Origin of the sequence: Streptomyces sp. NPDC000134, assembly GCF_042899225.1 — a bacterium.
In the GTDB taxonomy this organism is placed as follows: domain Bacteria; phylum Actinomycetota; class Actinomycetes; order Streptomycetales; family Streptomycetaceae; genus Streptomyces.
Map to the genome: position 1 here is coordinate 320,193 of NZ_JBIAZN010000005.1, position 17,904 is coordinate 338,096.

Annotated in this window: 18 protein-coding genes; 12 read left to right on the plus strand and 6 right to left on the minus strand. The window is 74.6% G+C overall.

Annotated features, from left to right (window positions below; genetic code table 11):
* Positions 1–22 precede the first annotated feature (22 nt).
* The 3 genes from ACFY32_RS10325 to ACFY32_RS10335 form a co-directional block, all read right to left on the minus strand.
* A complete protein-coding gene (locus tag ACFY32_RS10325; protein ID WP_359203122.1) occupies positions 23–2,254 on the minus strand; it encodes a molybdopterin oxidoreductase family protein in 2,232 nt (743 codons plus the stop codon).
* A 286-nt stretch (positions 2,255–2,540) separates the two neighbouring features.
* Complete coding sequence (locus ACFY32_RS10330; protein ID WP_390673884.1) at positions 2,541–3,161, minus strand: TetR/AcrR family transcriptional regulator; 621 nt, start codon at positions 3,159–3,161, stop codon at positions 2,541–2,543.
* On the minus strand, positions 3,158–3,715 hold the full coding sequence (locus tag ACFY32_RS10335) for a hypothetical protein (protein WP_359203128.1): 558 nt from the start codon (positions 3,713–3,715) through the stop codon (positions 3,158–3,160). The genes ACFY32_RS10330 and ACFY32_RS10335 overlap by 4 nt, the downstream gene beginning before the upstream one ends.
* A gap of 125 nt (positions 3,716–3,840) precedes the next feature.
* Here ACFY32_RS10335 and hmgA point away from each other — a divergent pair, with 125 nt between their 5' ends.
* The 3 genes from hmgA to ACFY32_RS10350 are packed head-to-tail and all read left to right on the plus strand — an operon-like array spanning position 3,841 to position 7,113.
* Entirely contained in the window at positions 3,841–5,157 is a 1,317-nt protein-coding gene (gene hmgA, locus ACFY32_RS10340) for a homogentisate 1,2-dioxygenase (protein WP_359203130.1), read from the plus strand.
* Between the two features lie 28 nt (positions 5,158–5,185).
* Positions 5,186–5,935 (plus strand): GntR family transcriptional regulator, encoded by a 750-nt coding sequence (locus ACFY32_RS10345; RefSeq protein ID WP_390673885.1) that lies wholly within the window; start codon positions 5,186–5,188, stop codon positions 5,933–5,935.
* Between the two features lie 23 nt (positions 5,936–5,958).
* A complete protein-coding gene (locus ACFY32_RS10350) occupies positions 5,959–7,113 on the plus strand; it encodes a type ISP restriction/modification enzyme (RefSeq protein ID WP_390673886.1) in 1,155 nt (384 codons plus the stop codon).
* Between the two features lie 280 nt (positions 7,114–7,393).
* Here ACFY32_RS10350 and ACFY32_RS10355 read toward each other — a convergent pair whose 3' ends face one another.
* Complete coding sequence (locus tag ACFY32_RS10355) at positions 7,394–7,663, minus strand: hypothetical protein (RefSeq protein ID WP_359203137.1); 270 nt, start codon at positions 7,661–7,663, stop codon at positions 7,394–7,396.
* A 358-nt stretch (positions 7,664–8,021) separates the two neighbouring features.
* On the opposite strand from ACFY32_RS10355, the gene ACFY32_RS10360 reads away from it, so the two are divergent.
* Positions 8,022–9,653: a serine/threonine-protein kinase gene (locus ACFY32_RS10360; protein ID WP_390673887.1), complete on the plus strand. Its 1,632-nt coding sequence runs from the start codon at positions 8,022–8,024 to the stop codon at positions 9,651–9,653.
* 4 nt (positions 9,654–9,657) lie between these two features.
* Here ACFY32_RS10360 and ACFY32_RS10365 read toward each other — a convergent pair whose 3' ends face one another.
* Complete coding sequence (locus ACFY32_RS10365; protein ID WP_390673888.1) at positions 9,658–10,470, minus strand: SGNH/GDSL hydrolase family protein; 813 nt, start codon at positions 10,468–10,470, stop codon at positions 9,658–9,660.
* Between the two features lie 512 nt (positions 10,471–10,982).
* On the opposite strand from ACFY32_RS10365, the gene ACFY32_RS10370 reads away from it, so the two are divergent.
* The 5 genes from ACFY32_RS10370 (at position 10,983) to ACFY32_RS10390 (ending at position 15,571) form a co-directional block, all read left to right on the plus strand.
* Positions 10,983–11,801 carry a glycosyltransferase family 2 protein gene (locus ACFY32_RS10370; protein ID WP_359203143.1) on the plus strand — a complete coding sequence of 273 codons (819 nt, stop codon included), beginning with the start codon at positions 10,983–10,985 and terminating at the stop codon, positions 11,799–11,801.
* A complete protein-coding gene (locus ACFY32_RS10375) occupies positions 11,798–12,838 on the plus strand; it encodes a glycosyltransferase family 2 protein (RefSeq protein ID WP_390673889.1) in 1,041 nt (346 codons plus the stop codon). Before ACFY32_RS10370 ends, ACFY32_RS10375 begins: the two co-directional genes overlap by 4 nt.
* A complete protein-coding gene (locus ACFY32_RS10380; RefSeq protein ID WP_390673890.1) occupies positions 12,831–13,631 on the plus strand; it encodes a polysaccharide deacetylase family protein in 801 nt (266 codons plus the stop codon). The genes ACFY32_RS10375 and ACFY32_RS10380 overlap by 8 nt, the downstream gene beginning before the upstream one ends.
* Before the next feature lie 67 nt (positions 13,632–13,698).
* Complete coding sequence (locus ACFY32_RS10385) at positions 13,699–14,796, plus strand: DUF5925 domain-containing protein (RefSeq protein WP_359203151.1); 1,098 nt, start codon at positions 13,699–13,701, stop codon at positions 14,794–14,796.
* A 16-nt stretch (positions 14,797–14,812) separates the two neighbouring features.
* Complete coding sequence (locus tag ACFY32_RS10390; protein ID WP_390673891.1) at positions 14,813–15,571, plus strand: DUF72 domain-containing protein; 759 nt, start codon at positions 14,813–14,815, stop codon at positions 15,569–15,571.
* An 82-nt stretch (positions 15,572–15,653) separates the two neighbouring features.
* Here the strand turns inward: ACFY32_RS10390 and ACFY32_RS10395 are convergent, their stop codons facing one another.
* A complete protein-coding gene (locus tag ACFY32_RS10395; protein ID WP_359203157.1) occupies positions 15,654–16,022 on the minus strand; it encodes a GntR family transcriptional regulator in 369 nt (122 codons plus the stop codon).
* Between the two features lie 96 nt (positions 16,023–16,118).
* Here ACFY32_RS10395 and ACFY32_RS10400 point away from each other — a divergent pair, with 96 nt between their 5' ends.
* From ACFY32_RS10400 to ACFY32_RS10410, 3 genes are all read left to right on the plus strand, one after another.
* Positions 16,119–17,048 carry a GNAT family N-acetyltransferase gene (locus tag ACFY32_RS10400; protein WP_359203160.1) on the plus strand — a complete coding sequence of 310 codons (930 nt, stop codon included), beginning with the start codon at positions 16,119–16,121 and terminating at the stop codon, positions 17,046–17,048.
* Entirely contained in the window at positions 17,029–17,553 is a 525-nt protein-coding gene (locus ACFY32_RS10405; protein ID WP_359203163.1) for a DUF402 domain-containing protein, read from the plus strand. The genes ACFY32_RS10400 and ACFY32_RS10405 overlap by 20 nt, the downstream gene beginning before the upstream one ends.
* A 167-nt stretch (positions 17,554–17,720) precedes the next feature.
* Positions 17,721–17,855 carry a hypothetical protein gene (locus ACFY32_RS10410; protein WP_359203166.1) on the plus strand — a complete coding sequence of 45 codons (135 nt, stop codon included), beginning with the start codon at positions 17,721–17,723 and terminating at the stop codon, positions 17,853–17,855.
* Positions 17,856–17,904: the final 49 nt, after the last annotated feature.

Consider the following 17,904-nt stretch of genomic DNA (forward strand, 5'->3'; position numbering starts at 1 on the left):
GCAATAAGCGCAGAACTCCTGGTCACGCGGTGGTGCTGACCGTCACTGGTACGCCGTTGAGGACCGCGTTGCCGGACAGCGGGTCCAGCGCCGCGCCGTCGAGGAGCTGGTTGACGTTGGCGCCGGGCGCGGTCGCGGCGTGGGTCAGCCGGGTGCCGGGGCGGTCGTGGCCCCAGCCGTGCGGGAGGCTGACCACGCCGGGCCGGACGCCGTCGGTGATCTCGGCGGGGACGGTCACCGCTCCCCCGGCGCCCTTGACCCGTACCGGCGCCCCGTCGCGGACGCCGAGGCGGGCGGCGTCCTCGGGGTGGAGGTGCAGCGTGCAGCGGTTGGAGCCGCCGGTGAGGGCGGGGACGTTGTGCAGCCAACTGTTGTTGGAGCGCAGATGGCGGCGGCCGACCAGGACCAGTCCGGCGGGGCGGTCGGTCAGGGCCCGCTTCAGCCGGGGCAGGTCGGCGGCGAGGGGGGCGGGCAGGAGTTCCACCTTGCCGGTGCGGGTCTTGAGCGGTTGCGGGAGGCGGGGGCGGAGCGGGCCGAGGTCGATGCCGTGCGGGTGGGCGAGGAGTCTGTCCAGGGTCAGGCCGTCGGGGCGGGCGCCGAAGCCGTCGCCGTACGGGCCGAGGCGCAGCATCAGGTCGAGCCGTCGTTCGGGGCCGTCCGCGCCGGTGAGCAGGGAGGCCAGGGCGCGGGGGTCGCGGCCGTGGACCGGGGAGTGCGGTTCGGTGACGGCCTTGGCGAGGGTCCGGTCGACGACCAGGGCGTCGACGGCGCCGGGGTCGGTGCCGTGTCCGCCGGTGGCGGCGAGGACCAGGCGGGCGAGGATCTCGGTCTCGGCCATCCGGCCCGGTTCCAGGGGGACGGCGGGGCGGGTGTAGCGGACCTGGTTGCGGACGGCGAGGGTGTTGAGGGCGAAGTCGTGGTGCGGGCTCTGGGCGGGCGGGGGCGGCGGCAGGACGACGTGCGCGTGGCGTGCGGTCTCGTTGAGGTAGGGGTCGACGCTCACCATGAAGTCCAGGGAGCCCAGCGCCTTGTCGAGGCGGTCGCCGTCGGGTGCGGAGAGCACGGGGTTGGCGGCGACGGCGACGAGCGCGCGGATCGGTTCGCCGTCGGGGGTGGGGGTGTCGATCTCCTCGGCGAGCGCGGAGAGCGGCAGTTCGCCCTTGGCCTCGGGGTGCCGGCTCACCCGGGAGTGCCAGCGGCCCAGGGCGAAGCCGTGCCCGGGTCCGGCGGGGCGCGGGGTCCGGTCGGTGGCGGCCTGCGGGAAGAGCGCGCCGCCGGGCCGGTCGAGGTTGCCGGTGAGGATGTTGAGGACGTCCACCAGCCAGCTCGCCAGGGTGCCGTACGGGACGGTGCAGGTGCCGATGCGGCCGTAGACGGCGGCGGTGGGGGCGGCGGCGAGTTCACGGGCGAGGGCGCGGGTCTCGTCGGGCGTCACGTCGCAGGCGCCGGCGACGGCCTCCGGGGTGAAGTCCTGGAGCGCGGCGCGGAGTTCGGCGACGCCGTGCAGGTGCGGGGCGAGCGCGCCGAGGTCGGTCAGCTCCTCCTGGAAGAGGACCTGGGCGATCGCCGCCAGCAGCAGCGCGTCGGTGCCGGGGCGGATCGGCACGTGCCGGTCGGCGAGCCGGGCGGTGCGGGTGCGGCGCGGGTCGACGACGGTGAGGGTGCCGCCGCGGGCGCGCAGCGCCTTGAGCTTGCCGGGGAAGTCGGGGGCGGTGCACAGGCTGCCGTTGGACTCCAGGGGGTTGGCGCCGAGCAGCAGGAGGTGGTCGGTGCGGTCCAGGTCCGGTACGGGGATGGCATTGGCGTCGCCGAAGAGGAGTCCGCTGGAGACGTGCTTGGGCATCTGGTCGAGGGTGGAGGCGGTGAAGACGCTGTGGGTGCCGAGGCCGCCGATCAGGAGGGACGGGTAGAGGGCTCCGGCCACGGTGTGCACGTTGGGGTTGCCGAGGACGACGCCGACGGCATGGGGGCCGTACCGCTCGGCGACCGGCCGGACGCCCGCGGCGACCGCGTCGAACGCCTCTTCCCAACTGGCCGGGCGGAGTTCGCCGTCGCGGCGTACCAGGGGGGTGCGCAGCCGGTCCGGGTCGGCGTCGAGGGCGCCGAAGGAGGCGCCCTTGGGGCAGACGAACCCCCGGCTGAACACGTCGTCGGCGTCGCCGCGGGCGGCGGTCACCCGGCTGCCGTCGACGGTCAGGGTCAGGCCACAGGTGGCCTCGCACAGGGGGCAGATACGCAGGGCGGTGCGGGACACGGGTCCTCCCGGTGAGCGGGGCGGCGGCACACGGACGTGGAGCGTGGCAGCGAGCATACCGACCGGTTGGCATGCCGGGGAGGGAGATGCGGGACACTCCGTGGCCACGGGGCGCGCACGGGGCCCCTCCACCCCGGGCATGGGACGCACCGTCGGCGCCGGGCGCGCACGAGCCCCTCAGCCCCGGACGTGCGGGACGCACCGCCGCCACCAGGCGCGTACGAACCCCCTCAGCCCCGGACGTGCGGGACGCACCGCCGCCACCGGGCGCGACGGGCGCGGGGCCTCAGTCCAGTACCCGCCCCAGATACGCCCGCAGCAGCCCCCGGGCCTCGTCGATGATCTTCGGGTCGCCCTCCGGGGTGATCCGGAAGGCGAGCTGGACCAGGGTGTCGGCGGTCTCCACGGCGACCAGGAACACCCGGCGCAGATCGTCGTCGGGGCGGCGGTCGAGGTGGCCGGCGAGCAGGTCGGTGAGGCGGTCGGCGACACGGTGGTTGGGGGCGGCGGGGCGGTCGCCGACCGGGATCTGGTTGCCGAAGTCGACGAGGGAGAAGCCGGGCGCGGTCCGCTTCATGGCGAGGTACTCGTCGAGCACCGCGTCCAGCGCCGCGCGCCAGCCACCGTCGCCGCCGGTCTCCGCGAGCCTCTCGGTCACGCGCTGCGCGTACCGCTCCAGGTTGCGCTGGGCCAGCGCGTCGGCCATCTGCCGCTTGTTGCCGAAGAAGCGGTACACCGAGCCGATGGGCACCCCGGCGCGCTGGGCGACCGCCCGGGTGCTCAGCCCGTCGTAGCCGACCTCGTCGAGGAGGTGGGCGCAGGCGTCGAGGATCTTGGTCAGCCGTTCGGCGCTGCGCCGCTGGACGGGGGCGCGGCGCAGCGAGGACGCGGGGGGCACGCCGCTCATGACGCCCTCCCGCCGGAGGCCGGCGCGGCGTCCCCCGCGGCGGGGCCCACGGTCACCGGTCCGGAGGCGGTGATGTCCGCCGTGCTCTGCACCGGCTCGCCGTCGACGGCCCAGACGGTGCCGTCGTCGGCGCCGAGCCGGGCGGTGACGTGGTGGGTGCCGCGCGGCACCAGCTTGTCGGGGATGCGGTGGTCGGGTCCGCGCAGCTCGGCGACCAGGTCGCCGTCGACGAAGAGGTACGCCAGCCCCCGGCCGGCCACCGCCTGCCGCGCGGTGCCGGCGGGCGAGAAGCGGAAGCCGCGGACGGTGAGGCGGACGTCCCAGCCCGCGCCGTCCTCCGGCTGCACCTCGATGCCGACCTCGGGGGCGTCCTCGCCGTCGACCTCGCGCAGCGTCCGGCCGTCCTCGTCGGTGGCGTCCAGGAGCCGGCCCGCGGGCGCGGCCGAGGCCGTCCGCTCCGGCTCGTCGGCGTCACTGGAGCCGCAGCCCGCGGTTCCGGTCAGCAACAGGACACAGACCGCGAGCGCGGCGAAGGGTCTCCGCGTCCACGTCATGAGCGGAGCCTAGAACACGGGTCCGACCGCGGAATCCACCTGGGGTCGGAGGTGCGTACCCCTTGCGCACCGGAAACCGCAATCCTACGGTGATGCAGAGGAATCGAGCGCGCGAGGGAGCGAGCATGAGCGGGGACGCGCGGAAGACCGCCGAAGGGCTGTCCTACCTGTCGGGATTCGGCAACGAGCACAGTTCGCAGGCGGTGCCGGGCGCGCTGCCCGAGGGCCGCAACTCGCCGCAGCGCGCGCCGCTCGGCCTGTACGCGGAGCAACTGAGCGGCACCGCCTTCACCGAGCCGAGGGCCCAGAACCGCCGCTCGTGGCTCTACCGCGTCCGCCCGTCGGCCGCCCACCCGGCGTTCACCCGCACCGGCAACGGCGGCGTGCGGACCGCCCCGTTCACCGAGACGGTCCCCGACCCCAACCGGCTGCGCTGGAACCCGCTGCCCGAGCCGCCCGGGGGCACCGACTTCCTGGCCGGGCTGTGGACCCTGGGCGGCAACGGCGACGCGGCCCAGCGCACCGGCATGGCCGTGCACCTGTACCACGCCACCGCCGGCATGCGCCGCGTCTTCGGCGACTCCGACGGCGAGCTGCTGATCGTCCCCGAGCGCGGCGGCCTGCTGCTGCGCACCGAGTTCGGGCTGCTGCACGCCGAGCCGGGCCACATCGCGCTGGTCCCGCGCGGGGTGCGGTTCCGCGTCGAGCTGCTGGACGGCACGGCCCGGGGGTACGTCTGCGAGAACTACGGCGCCCCGTTCCGCCTCCCCGACCTCGGCCCGATCGGCGCCAACGGACTCGCCAACCCCCGGGACTTCCGTGCCCCGGTCGCGGCGTACGAGGACGTCGAGGGCCCGGTGGAGGTGGTGAACAAGTACTGCGGCAACCTGTGGACGGCCACCTACGACCACTCCCCCCTCGACGTCGTCGCCTGGCACGGCAACCACGTCCCGTACGTCTACGACCTGCGCCGCTTCAACGTGCTGGGGAGCATCTCGTACGACCACCCCGACCCGTCGATCTTCACGGTGCTGACCTCGCCGTCCGACACCCCGGGGCTCGCGAACGTGGACTTCGTGGTGTTCGCGCCGCGCTGGCTGGTGGGCGAGGACACCTTCCGGCCGCCGTACTTCCACCGGAACGTGATGAGCGAGTACATGGGCCTGATCGAAGGGGCGTACGACGCGAAGGCGGAAGGGTTCGTGCCGGGCGGCGGTTCGCTGCACACCATGATGTCGGCGCACGGCCCGGACCGGGAGACCTTCGACCGGGCGAGCGCGGCCGGCCTGCGCCCGCAGAAGGTCGATGACGGGCTGGCATTCATGTTCGAGACCCGCTGGCCGGTGCTCCTGACGCCCCAGGCCGCCGGGGCGCCGCACCTGCAACAGGGGTACGACGACGTGTGGCGGGGCCTCCAGCGGCACTTCCGCCCCTTGCACTGAGCGATCGCCTACCGGTACGGATGGGCCCGTGACCTCCTTCGCCCCGGACTCCGTCGTCCTGAACCGCAAGCTGCCGCTCTGGTATCAGGTCTCGCAGTCGCTGCGCGCCTCGATACTGGGCCGCTCGCCCCAGGACCCGCTGCGGCTGCCCACCGAGGAGCAGTTGGCCGGGCACTACGGGGTGAGCGTGCTGACCATGCGGCAGGCGCTGAAGGAGCTGGAGGACGAGGGGCTGATCACCCGGCACCGGCGGCGCGGCACCTTCATCGAGCCGCACGCGCTGCGGGCCGCCCCGGTGAAGCTGCTGGGCTCGGTGGACGCGATCGTGGCCCAGCAGTCCGGCATGAAGACCGAGCTGCTGGACCGGGGCACCGTCCCCGTGCCGCCCGGCCTCGCCGAGTACTTCCCGGATCTGGCGGAGGTGGCGACGTACCACCGGCTGCGCAGCGACGAGAAGACGGGTGAGCCCACCAACCACGCGCACAACCACGTCCGTCCGGAACTGGCGGCCCGGATCGACCCGGACGACCTGGCCCGCTGGCCGATGACGAAGGTGCTGCGGGACGTGGTGGGCGCGGACATCAGCCGCATCACGGACACCGTCGAGGCCCGGCTCGCGGACCCGGAGACGGCCCGGCTGCTGGACGTGCCGCTGCTCAGCCCGATCCTGCACTACACGGGCATCACCTACGACTCGGCGGGGCGGGTGCTGGACGTGGCGGTCATCCACTACCGGGGGGACCGTTTCTCCTTCACCGTCACGCTGGACGCCACCTGACCGCCGGGGCCGCCCGTCGTACGATGCCGGGCGTGACGCACGACGACGCTCCGCCGCTGGCGGACCTCATGCCGTGGTCCGTCGCACCGCCCCGGCTCGGCCGGGGCTGGCCGGCGGCTCCCGACGCGGCGTCCCTGAAGGCGCGTTGGGACGCGCTGATGAAGGCCGAGGGCCCGGACCGGGAAGCGCTGCTGGAACCGACCCGCGCCCGGTCCCTGCACACGGCGGTCGGGCGGCTGCCGGGCGGCGCGGGCGGCACCGGGAGGCTGGCCCGCGCCTCGGGTCCGTGCCCGGAGCCGGTACGGGTGCTGCGGGCGCCCTTCGACGAGCAGTGGCTGATCCCGGACCACCGGCTGATCGACGCGGCCCGTCCGGAGCTGTGGCGGGTGGCGGACGCGCGGCAGGTCTTCGTCGTCGAGACTCCCGACGCGCCCGCCCCGCTCCTGGCCACCTCGCTGCTCCCGCTGTTCGGGCCGGGCCGGGTCCGCCCGTTCCACCGGCGCCCCGGCGGCGCGGAACCCAACCTGGCGCCGGGTCTGCTGGACCACCTGGCCGCCCGTCTCGGCACCCGCCCCGACCCGCTGGACGTACTGGCCTGGACGGTGACCGCGGTCCGCCCCGGCCCGGTCGTGCCGCTCACCGCGGACCCCGGGCTGTGGGCGCGCGGGGTCGCGCTCGGCCACCGGGCGCTGTGGCTGATGCGCCGCGACGGCGAGCGCCCCAAGCTGCCGGGCGGCCGGCGCCCGTACGTCCGCGCCCCGCTGCCGCCCCGCCCGCTGACCCTGCGCTACGACCGCGAGGAGGAGGCCCTGTACCTCGACGAGGGCCGCGTCTCACCGGTGCCGCCGGCCGCCTGGGACGCCGAGGCGGGCGGGCAGCGGGTGCTGGAGCGCTGGTTCGCGGCCCGCACCGCCGAGGCCGAGCCGGGCACCCTCGCCGCGATCCGCCCCGCGCACTGGCCGCAGAGCTGGACCTCCGAGCTGCTGGAACTGATCACGGTCCTGGCCCTGCTCGCCGAGGTCCGCTCGACGGCCGGCGACTTGACCCTCACCGCCCCGATCACCACGCCCGAACTCCACGAGGCGGGCGTCCTCCCGATCCCCGCCGCGGCCCGCCGCCCCGCCTCCGTCCTGGACGACCGCGAAGAGGGACCCGAGGGGCAACTGGCCTTGATCTAGTGCCGGGCGGGCTGGAGCCGGGCCGGTCGGTGTTCCGGTGCGCGGCGATGCGGGCCGGGGTCCGCGCGGGACTGCTCGTACGGGACTGCTCGTGCGGGACGAGGGTCGCCGGGCCGGCCGGGCGGCGCGGTTCCCTCGCGGGGTGAGCCGGGCGGGGTACCGGGCCGGGTGAGGGCCCGCACCCGGGAGCACACCGGGGCGCCGCCGCGTGCCGTGGGGATGACGGTCGACGCGGGCGCGGCGCGTGCCGGGACGGTGTGGCCGCCGGGGTGCGGGTCTTTCAGTTACCGCCGAAGAGGGAGCGGCGCAGTCGGCGCAGTGGTGCGAAGAGCGAGACCCGGCGTACCCGGGCACGTCGGCCGCTGCTCTCGTGCGCGGGCTCACGCGTGGTCAGCTCGACGATCAGCGAGGTCGCCTCGACCGTCTCGCGCTGCGGGACGGCGGGGCCGCCCAGCACCGCGAGATGGCGGTCCAGACGCGAGCTGGTCGCGCTGCTCCCGCAGGTGATCGCAGGGACCCTCGCCCTGCTGCGCACTGTTATCTGTTCCATGTCACTCCCCACCCGTACGAGTCCACCCGGCCCGGGAAGGGTAACCCTATCGCCCCCTCGGGGCACTCGTGTATCGCGGTCACAGGATTTACCTACCCCGCAAGGGTGTTGACGATCACTCTCCGAATCCGTCAGCTTTCAGGGCGAGTTGGACAACATGCCTCGTCGGGGGCCGGTCCGGGCCACGGACGGGTGGCACCGTCACGGCCCGTGATGACGCGGCCGGCTCCCGGCCGGTGGCGGCCCGGGGCGTGTCGCCGTCCCGGACCGGTGCCCAGGAGGGCGGCATCCGCACTCGGTTGGGCTACTTTTGGGAAGAGATCCGGCAGAATCACCCGAGACGTCATAGGGGGCGCCGGTGTTCGGAGAACCCGGTGGGGAGCGTGTGATCGCCGGCCGCTACCGCCTGCTGTCCCCGCTGGGCGAGGGCGGCATGGGCACGGTGTGGCGCGCCCGCGACGAGGTGCTGCACCGCGAGGTCGCCGTCAAGGAGGTCCGGGCGCCCGCCGGGCTGCCGGACACCGACGTGCGGCGCATGTACGCCCGGCTGGAGCGCGAGGCGTGGGCGGCGGCCCGGATCTCCCACCCCGGCGTGGTCACCGTGTACGACGTGGCCACCGACGGCGGCCGCCCCTGGATCGTCATGGAGCTGGTCCGGGGCCTGTCCCTGGCCGGACACCTGGAGGCGGACGGCCCGCTGCCGCCCGCGCGGGCCGCGCACATCGGCGCGGAGGTACTGGCCGCGCTGCGGGCGGCGCACGGGGCGGGGGTGCTGCACCGGGACGTGAAGCCGGGCAATGTGCTGCTGGCCGACGACGGCCGGGTGGTGCTCACCGACTTCGGGATCGCCATGGTCGAGGGCAGCTCGGCGCTGACCCTGACCGGTGAGGTCATCGGCTCCCCGGAGTTCCTCGCGCCGGAGCGGGCGCTGGGGCGCACGCCGGGGCCCGAGTCCGACCTGTGGTCGCTGGGCGTGCTGCTGTACGCGGCGGTCGAGGGGGTCTCCCCGTTCCGTCAGGACACGCCGCTGAGCACGCTGCGGGCGATCGTGGACGAGGAGTTGCCGCCGCCCCGGCGGGCCGGTGCCCTCGCCCCCGTCATCGAGGAGCTGCTGCGCAAGGACCCGGCGGCGCGGCCGCCCGCCGAGCGGGCCGAGCGGGAACTGCGGATCGTCGGGGCGGGCGGCACCCCGCGGGCGGACACGGTGCCGGTCCCCCCGCTCGCGCCGACGGCCGTGGCGCGTCCCGTGCCCGGCCCGCCGGCCCCTCCCTTCCCGGGGCCGCCCCCGGCGACGACGGCCGCGCCGGACGGTACGGCGGCGGCCGGTTCCCCGCGCCGGGACCGCCGGGCGGCCGTCGCGCTGGTCGCCGGCCTGGCCGCCCTGGTGCTGGCGCTGGCCGCACTGACGTACGTACTGCTGGACCGGGAGGACGGGGGCGGGGAGTACGACGGGCGGGGCGGGGGCGCGAGTTCCGCCGCGCCGGGCCCCTCGGAGAGCGGGGCGGAACCGAGCCCGGAGCCCAGCACGGCCGCTTCCGGCGGCGAGGACGAGGAGGGCGGTCCGAGCGGTTCGCCGACGCCGCAGTCGGTGCGGGTGCGCGTGGCCGGCTCGCACCCGGAGTACTCGGGGTCCTGTCCGCCGCCGCACGCGGACGCGCCCGGGTTCACGGCGACGTTCACGGTGGGGAGGCTGCCGGCGGAGGTCGAGTACCGCTGGGTGACCGGCGACGGGGCGCTGCCGGGGCACACCTGGCGGACACTGTCGCTGCCCGAGGGCGGCGGGAGGTCCGCCGAGGACACGCTGACCGTGACGGCGTACGAGGAGGGCGGCACGGTGACCGGACGGATCGGGGTGGAGGTGCGGGGCCCGGTGGACGTCACGTCGAACCGGGTGGCGTTCTCGGTGACCTGTGAGACGGGGACCGGGACGGAGACCCCGACGGGCGGGGCCTCCTCTCCTTCCGCTTCCGGCTCCCCGGGAGGGGGCTGACGGGTCAGGCGTTGTCGGCGCTGTTCAGGGCGGGGAGGTAGCCGCCGGACTGGCCGGCCGCCGTGGGGTGGTAGGACTCGCCGATGTTCAGCCAGTTCACGCTGTGCAGCCAGGAGCTGCCGGAGCAGATCTCGTGGCCGGTGAAGGTCGTACGGACGTCACCGAAGGTGAAGCCGTGGTCGGCGGCGCGCTTCGCGATCGTGGTGTTCAGCAGGTCGGAGCCATCGTTTATGGCCTTGCGCTTGGTCTCCGACAGACCGATGCAGGTGGTGCCCAGCTTGTAGAAGCGGGGGTAACCGAGGACGACGACATGGGCGTTGGGGGCCTTGCTGCGGACGGCCGTGTAGACACTGTCCAGGCGGCCGGGCAGCGTGGATTCGACGTAGGCGCGGGCGGTGGCGATCCGGTCCAGGCAGGCGCTGTCGGACTGCAGGACACACGTCGTCATGGCGTCGCCGAAACCGGCGTCGTTGCCGCCGATGGTGATCGAGACCAGGTCGGTGGCGGCGGAGAGCGGGGCGAGCTGGCCGGCGGTGACGTCACTCGTACGAGCGCCGGCGCAGGCCGTGAAGTCGAAGGACGAGGGGGCGTGGGCGGCGGCCCACAACTGGGGGTACGCCTTGGTGCTGCGCTTGCAGTCACCGCTGGCGGCGATGTAGGAGCCCGCTCCCACCCCGGAGGCGTAGGAGTCGCCGAGGGCCACATAGCCACCGGGGGCGAGCTGTTCGGACGTATGAGCGGAGGCGGCGCCGGTGAGGGTGACACCGACGGCGAGGAAGAGGGAACTCAGAAAACCGGCGAGCCGGAAACGTCTCATGGAACCTCCCTTTAGCAGGTTCTCTGCCAGGACCGTCGTACCAGCTACGCGTGTTGACAGGAAGTCCTCATGCCGAATAGGCGGTCTTGACGGCCCTTGCCGACTACGCCAGATTGAGGCCCGGCATCTGAACGGATGACAGCAAAACAACAAAAACGTGAGGGCTCGATCCGAGCCTTGCCATACGGGTTCAATCGTCAATACCGTCAGACAACTCACCCGCACAGGTACGTCGGTACGCGGCTCCAGGGGAGGGCTCAGGGACCGCGGCGGACCGGGTGAGGGCGCGGTAGGGGGGTGCCGTGCCCGGTGACCGTCGAGGTGGCCGGGCCGGTCGTGCCGCAAGGCCGGCTGCCGTTCTGCCGCGGCACCGGCCGGTTTTGCCGACTCCTCCGACGGACACGGAGCGTGAGTCGTCCGTGACGCGGAGGAGAACCACCCCCCTTTCGAACCGGGATACAGTGCCGGACCGCTCCGGGGCGGCGGTCCGCCGGACGAGAGGGACCAGACCCATGAGTTCATTCCCGCAGCCGGCGACGAGGGGCGGGCATCCGCCGGCCGTCGGCAAATACCGGCCCGTCTCCACCCATTTGGCCATCGCGCCGCCGGTGAGCGTGGTGATTCCCGCGATGAACGAGGCGGAGAACCTGCCGTACGTCTTCAAGACGCTGCCCGACTGGGTGCACGAGGTGGTGCTCGTGGACGGCAACTCCACCGACGGCACCGTCGAGGTCGCGCGGGAGCTGTGGCCGGACGTCAAGGTGATCGAGCAGCGCGGCAAGGGCAAGGGGGACGCGCTGATCACCGGGTTCCAGGCGTGCACCGGCGACATCATCGTGATGGTCGACGCGGACGGCTCCGCCGACGGCCAGGAGATCCTCTCCTACGTCTCCGCGCTGGTCTCCGGCGCGGACTTCGCCAAGGGCTCGCGGTTCGCCAACGGCGGCGGCACCGACGACATGACGTTCGTCCGCAGGCTCGGCAACCGCGTCCTGTGCGCGGCCGTCAACCAGAAGTTCGGCGCCCGCTACACCGACCTGTGCTACGGCTACAACGCCTTCTGGCGGCACTGCCTGGACAAGATCGACCTGGACTGCACCGGCTTCGAGGTCGAGACCCTGATGAACATCCGGGTCGTCAAGGCGGGACTCAGGGTCCAGGAGATACCCAGCCACGAATATCTGCGCATCCACGGCGTGAGCAATCTGCGGGCGGTGCGGGACGGGCTGCGGGTGCTCAGGGTGATCCTCCGGGAGCGGTCCAACCGGCGGGCGCTGCGCGGCCGTACACCCGCGCCGGCGCCCGACGCGGTGCGCGGGAGGACGCCTTGAGCGGTTCGCCCGGCATCTCCGTGGTGATCTGCGCCTACACCGAGGACCGCTGGGCGGACATCCTCGCCGCGGTCTCCTCGGTGCGGGCGCAGTCCCGGCCGGCCCTGGAGACGCTGCTGGTCGTCGACCACCACGAGGCGCTCCTGGACCGGCTGGCCAGGGAGTACAAGGAGGTCCCGGACGTGCGGGTGCTCGCCAACGCGGGCCCGCGCGGGCTGTCCGCGGGCCGCAACACGGGGATCGCCGCCTCCCGGGGGGAGGTGGTCGCCTTCCTCGACGACGACGCGGTGGCCGAGCGGGAGTGGCTGGCGTACTTCGCCTCGGCGTACGCCGACCCGGCGGTCATGGCCGTCGGCGGGCGCACCGAACCCGTCTGGGCGTCGGGGCGGCGGCCCGCCTGGTTCCCGGAGGAGTTCGACTGGGTGGTGGGCTGCACGTACCGCGGCCTGCCGCCGGGCCGGGCGCGGGTGCGCAACGTGCTCGGCGGCAACGCCTCCTTCCGGCGCGCGGCGTTCGACGCGGCGGGCGGTTTCGCCACCGGCATCGGACGCGACGGCGACCGGCGCCCGCTGGGCGGCGAGGAGACGGAACTCTGCATCCGCCTCACCCGGGCCCGCCCCGGCGCGGTGCTGCTCATCGACGACCGCGCGGTCGTCCACCACCGGGTGCCCGCGCCCCGCGAGCGCTTCGCCTACTTCCGCGCCCGCACCTACGCCGAGGGCCTGTCCAAGGCCCTGGTCGCGCGGAGCGTCGGCGCGGCGAAGGGGCTCGAATCCGAACGCCGGTACGTCACCCGGGTGCTGCCCGCCGGGGTGGCCCGCGGCCTGCGGGACGCCCTGCTCGCCCGCCCCGGCGGCGCCGCCCGCGCGGGCGCCATCGTCACCGGCGTGCTCACGGCGGCGAGCGCCTATCTGCTGGGCACGGTCCGCGCCCGCCGGGGGGCGGCGGCGTTCGCGCCGGGTCCGGTCGGCGGGGGCGGCCCCGGGCCGGGTGCCGGGCAGGCGGGCGTTCCGGGGCGAGGAGGCGGCGATGGCTGACGCCCCCGTGCCGGTGCTGATGTATCACGCCGTCGCCGACGAGCCGGACGACGCCACCCGGGCGCTGTCGGTGACCCCCCGGGCGTTCGCGGAGCAGATGGCGGCGGTGGCCGAGCGGGGGCTGACCCCGGTGACGACGGCGGACCTGGCCGGGGCCTGGCGCTCCGGCCGCCCGCTGCCGCGCCGCCCGGTGCTGATCACCTTCGACGACGGCTACGAGGGCGTGCACCGCCACGCCCTGCCGGTGCTCGCGAAACACGGCTTCCCGGCCACCCTGTTCGTCTCCACCGGCTGGCTCCGGGGCCCGTACGACACCGGCGGCGCCCTGGACACCATGCTCGACTGGGACCAGGTCCGCGCGCTCGCCGACGCCGGCCTGGAGATCGGCGGGCACAGCCACACCCACCCGCAGCTCGACCAGCTCGGCGCCGGCGCCCTGCGGCACGAGCTGATCCGCTGCACGGAGATCCTCACCGGCCAACTGGGCACCGTCCCCGTGTCGTTCGCGTACCCGTACGGCTATTCCGACCGCCGGGTGCGGGCCGCGGTCCGCGAGGCGGGGTACGCGCAGGCCCTCGCCGTGGGCAACGGGCCGGCCCGCCGCTCCCAGGGCCCGTACGCTCTGCGCCGCCTGACGGTGCGCCGCACCACCGGGGCGCGGGAGTTCGCCCGGTTGCTGGAGGGCCGCGGGATCGCCCGCGCCTTCGCCCGGGACCGGGCCCTGACCAAGGGGTACGCGGTGCTCCGCCGGGCCCGGCGGCTGCGCGGGCGGCTCGGCGGCGCGGACGCCTGAGCGCGGGGGCGGCGGGGGCCCGGGGAAACCGGGTGCACGCGCCGCCCCCCTGCCGGATCATGGCGGTATGTCAGCGAACCCGCACGACACACTGCCGATCCGGCTTCACCTCGACGACAGCGACTCCCCCACCGATGTCGTCGACGCGCTGTTCCTCGGCCGGTTCGCGACGGGCGAGCAGCCGTACTCGCAGGCGGCCGGCATCGACCGGGTGCGTTCCGGCGCGACGCTCCTGCCGCCCGGCGCGCGGGTCCTGCGGGCCGCCCAGGACGACGGCCGCAGCTCCGTCCTCGCGGAGGGCGACGGCTGGACCGTGCTGGTCTCCCGCTGGAACCGGCGCGCCGACGTCACCGTGACCGCGACCGGCCCGGAGCTGGCCGAGAAGGTCCTCGCCGAGGCCACCGACGGCGCGGCGGACGAGCCCGAGCCCCGGCCGGAGAACGTGCCGATGGGCTTCTGGCACCTCTCCCCGCGCTGCGGCCCGCGCCGCACCACCCGGCAGATCTCCGCCGGTACGTGGGAGGAGGTGCGGCCCAACTACACCGCGCCGGTGGCGGACGCGCTGGACCGCCTGATGAAGACCGGCCCGGAGAACATCGCGGGCCGGCTGCTCCTGCTGCACGGCCCGCCCGGCACCGGCAAGACCTCCGCGCTGCGCACCCTGGCCCGGTCCTGGCGGGACTGGTGCCAGGTGGACTGCGTCCTCGACCCCGAGCGCCTCTTCGCCGACGTGGGCTATCTGATGGACATCGCCATCGGCGAGGACGACGACTCCACCGGCACCGGCCGCTGGCGGCTGCTGCTCCTGGAGGACTGCGACGAGCTGATCCGCGGCGAGGCCAAGCACACCGCCGGGCAGGCCCTGTCCCGGCTGCTGAACCTCACCGACGGCCTGCTCGGCCAGGGCCGCAACGTCCTGGTCGGCGTCACCACCAACGAGGACCTGGAGCGCCTGCACCCCGCCGTCGTCCGTCCCGGCCGCTGTCTGGCCCGGATCGAGGTCGGCCCGCTCACCCGCGCGGAGGCGGCGCACTGGCTCGGCACCGAGGAGGGCCTCGGCCGCGAGGGCGCCACGCTGGCGGAGCTGTACGCGCTGCGCCGGGGCACCTCGCCGACCGCGCTGCCCCAGATGCGGACCGGTGCGCAGGCCGGGCTGTACCTGTAGCTGTTTTGATGGGGGTATGACCCTGTTCGTCGGCACGTCGGGCTGGCAGTACCGGGACTGGCGGGGCGTGCTGTACCCGGCCGGGCTGCCGGTGCGGCGCTGGCTGGAGGAGTACGCGGCGGGCTTCGCGACCGTCGAGGTGAACAACGCGTTCTACCGGCTGCCGGCGCCGGAGACGTTCGCGGCGTGGCGGGAGCGGGTGCCGGGGGACTTCGTGGTCGCGGTCAAGGCGAGCCGGTTCCTGACCCACGTCAAGCGGCTGCGGGACCCCGAGGAGCCGGTGCGGCGCCTGCTGACCCACGCGGCCGGGCTCGGCGACCGGCTCGGGCCGGTACTCCTCCAGCTCCCGCCGACCCTGCGCGCCGACGCGGGCCTGCTGGACGCCTGCCTCGCCTGCTTCCCGGCGCACGTCCGGGTCGCGGTGGAGCCCCGGCACGACTCCTGGTGGACGCCGGAGGTGGCCGACGTCCTCACCGCCCGGGGCGCGGCCCTGTGCTGGGCCGACGTCCGCGCCCGCCCGGTCACCCCGCTGTGGCGCACCGCCGACTGGGGTTACGTCCGCTTCCACCAGGGCCGCGCCCGCGACCGGCCCCGGTACGGCCGCCGCTCCCTGTCGACCTGGGTCACCCGCATCGGCGCGGCCTGGCCGGACGACCAGGACGTCTACGCGTACTTCAACAACGACCCGAACGCGGCAGCCGTCCACGACGCGATCACCTTCGCCGGCCTGGCCCGCACCGCGTCCCTGACGGTCACCCGCACGCCCGGCCCCTGAAAGAAGCCCGCGCGGTCACCCCGAGAAGAGGCGCGGGGAACCGCGCGCCCGGCCCCGCCGAACCCGCACCCGAAACCGGGCCTCACCCCCCGTAAGCCGCGCGCAGCGCGTCCCGCACGGCGGCCAGCGCCTCCTCCTGCGACACCCCCAGCCGCCGGGCCCGCACCGCGAACCCCTCCGCGTCGGACGCCACCTCCCGCCGCGCCGCCGGCCCCGCGGCGGCGACGAACGTGCCGTTGCGCCCCCGCGTCTCGATCACCCCGTCCGCCTCCAGCGCCCGGTACGCCTTGGCGACCGTGTTCGCGGCGAGCCCCAGCGACTCGGCCAGGCCCCGCACGGTCGGCAGCCGGTACCCGACCGGCAGCGCTCCCGACCGCGCCTGCTCGGAGATCTGGGCGCGCACCTGCTCGTAGGGCGGTGCGCCGTCATGGATACGGATCTTCAGGGTCACGAGCCGATTCTCCCGTACCCGCCGGGGAACGACGGTGCCGTACCCACCGGAAAATGGGAGGCAGACCTCCGCGCCCGGCCCGTAGCGTGCCCGCACATGACCGTCCTCGTGCGCGATCTGCGAGCCGGCGTCCGGGCCGACGTCGAGAACTTCGCCCATGTCCGCCATCTGGCGCTGCCGTTCGTCCTGTGGACGCCGGACGCCGTGCTGCACCACCTCGCCCGCACCCACCCCGGCACCCGGGCCCGCGCCCTGGTCGCGGAGGAGGACGGCGAGGTGATCGGCACCGCCCAGGTCGGGCTGGTCCGGGACAGCCCGGAGCCGGGACAGGCGTACCTCAACGTCTACGTACGGCCGGACCGGCTCCGCCGGGGCGCCGGCGCGCTGCTGGTCCGGACGGCGGAGGAGTACCTGGCCGGCGAGGGCGCGACCAGGCTCTACGCGTGGGTGCTGGACGAGCCGGGCAACCGGGCCTTCGCCGGGCGGCGCGGGTACCGGGAGGGACGCCGCGCGCACTTCCTGCGCCGGGACCTGACGCGGGGCGCGCTCCCGCCGCTCGCCTCCCCTCCCCCGGGCGTCGAACTGCGCACCGCCGCCGACTTCGCGGACGACCCGCGTCCGCTGTTCGCGCTGGACGCGGAGACGGTGGCGGACGAACCGGGCGATGTGGACACGGAGTTCACGGACTACGCGGCGTGGGTCGAGGAGACCTGGCGGCATCCGCTGCTGAACCGGGAGCTGACCACGGTGGCGGTCGTGGACGGCCGGCCGGCCGCCTTCACCGCCGCTCACACGGACGGCGGCACCCGTTATTCCACGGCCATGACGGGCACCGCCCGCGCCTTCCGGGGCCGGGGTCTGGCGAAGCTGGTCAAGAACGACTCCCTGCATCGTGCCCGCGCGGCGGGTTACCGGGAGGCGATCACGGGCAACGACACCTGCAACGGCCCGATGCTCGCGGTCAACACGTGGTTCGGGTACGAAGTCTGCGCGACGGAGGTGCGGTATGTCCGTGAACTCGGCTGAGCCGGGGACCGCGGTGGACGTGGTCCTGCTCAAGGCGGGCCGCACGAAGATCCGTTATCCGGGCGGGCTGCTCGGCGACGACGGCACCCGGATCACCGTCCGCGCCGCCTGGGCGGGCACCGCCGTCCGCGACTTCGGTTTCGTCCGCTTCGAGGCCGGTGACGTCTTCACCGAGTACTACTGGCGCGACCGCTGGTACGCGATCAAGGAGGTCCGGTCGGGTACGGGGGTCCTGAAGGGCTGGTACTGCGACATCACGCGCCCGGCGGTGCTGTCGGGCGGCGAGCTGCTCGTGGAGGATCTCGACCTGGACCTGTGGCGGTCGGCCGACGGGACGGACGTACGACGGCTGGACGAGGACGAGTTCGCCGCGAGCGGTCTGGCGGAGCGCGATCCGGCGGCGGCCGCCGCCGCCGTGGCCGCGCTGGACACCCTGGAACACCTCGCCCGCACCGCCGGTTTCCCGGCCCTGCTGGCCCAGGAGCCGCGCGAGCACCCCACGTGACCGTCCGGCGACAGACCGCCATGACGAGTGACAGGCACCACTGAGGCATCAATGACAGCCGCATCGTGACCGCCGCCACTGACAGGGCCGCGACGATGAGGAACTCTCGCGAAAAGGGTCTGCCTCCGTGAGAACACGGAACCCGGTGGACTCGCTAGGAGGCAGCCATGCGCCGTGTGACCGTGCAGAAGCCCCTGAAGTCGACGGACTCCCGCCGGGTCCGCGAAGAGTGCGACGAGCGCCCCTCCGGCCGGCCCGAGGTCCGCAAGGACATCGCCCGCACCTGGTGGCCGGACGCGTGAGCCGCCCGCCCCGCGCGGTTACCTGAGCGCAGCCTGAGCACTGCCTTAA

Bases quoted from the DNA above. Each gene is read 5' to 3' on its own strand.
- ACFY32_RS10330 (WP_390673884.1), bottom strand. From the start codon at position 3,161: ATGAGCGGCGTGCCCCCCGCGTCCTCGCTGCGCCGCGCCCCCGTCCAG.
- ACFY32_RS10335 (WP_359203128.1), bottom strand. From the start codon at position 3,715: ATGACGTGGACGCGGAGACCCTTCGCCGCGCTCGCGGTCTGTGTCCTG.
- hmgA (WP_359203130.1), top strand. From the start codon at position 3,841: ATGAGCGGGGACGCGCGGAAGACCGCCGAAGGGCTGTCCTACCTGTCG.
- ACFY32_RS10350 (WP_390673886.1), top strand. From the start codon at position 5,959: ATGCCGGGCGTGACGCACGACGACGCTCCGCCGCTGGCGGACCTCATG.
- ACFY32_RS10355 (WP_359203137.1), bottom strand. From the start codon at position 7,663: ATGGAACAGATAACAGTGCGCAGCAGGGCGAGGGTCCCTGCGATCACC.
- ACFY32_RS10365 (WP_390673888.1), bottom strand. From the start codon at position 10,470: ATGAGACGTTTCCGGCTCGCCGGTTTTCTGAGTTCCCTCTTCCTCGCC.
- ACFY32_RS10370 (WP_359203143.1), top strand. From the start codon at position 10,983: ATGAGTTCATTCCCGCAGCCGGCGACGAGGGGCGGGCATCCGCCGGCC.
- ACFY32_RS10380 (WP_390673890.1), top strand. From the start codon at position 12,831: ATGGCTGACGCCCCCGTGCCGGTGCTGATGTATCACGCCGTCGCCGAC.
- ACFY32_RS10385 (WP_359203151.1), top strand. From the start codon at position 13,699: ATGTCAGCGAACCCGCACGACACACTGCCGATCCGGCTTCACCTCGAC.
- ACFY32_RS10390 (WP_390673891.1), top strand. From the start codon at position 14,813: ATGACCCTGTTCGTCGGCACGTCGGGCTGGCAGTACCGGGACTGGCGG.
- ACFY32_RS10400 (WP_359203160.1), top strand. From the start codon at position 16,119: ATGACCGTCCTCGTGCGCGATCTGCGAGCCGGCGTCCGGGCCGACGTC.
- ACFY32_RS10405 (WP_359203163.1), top strand. From the start codon at position 17,029: ATGTCCGTGAACTCGGCTGAGCCGGGGACCGCGGTGGACGTGGTCCTG.
- ACFY32_RS10410 (WP_359203166.1), top strand. From the start codon at position 17,721: ATGCGCCGTGTGACCGTGCAGAAGCCCCTGAAGTCGACGGACTCCCGC.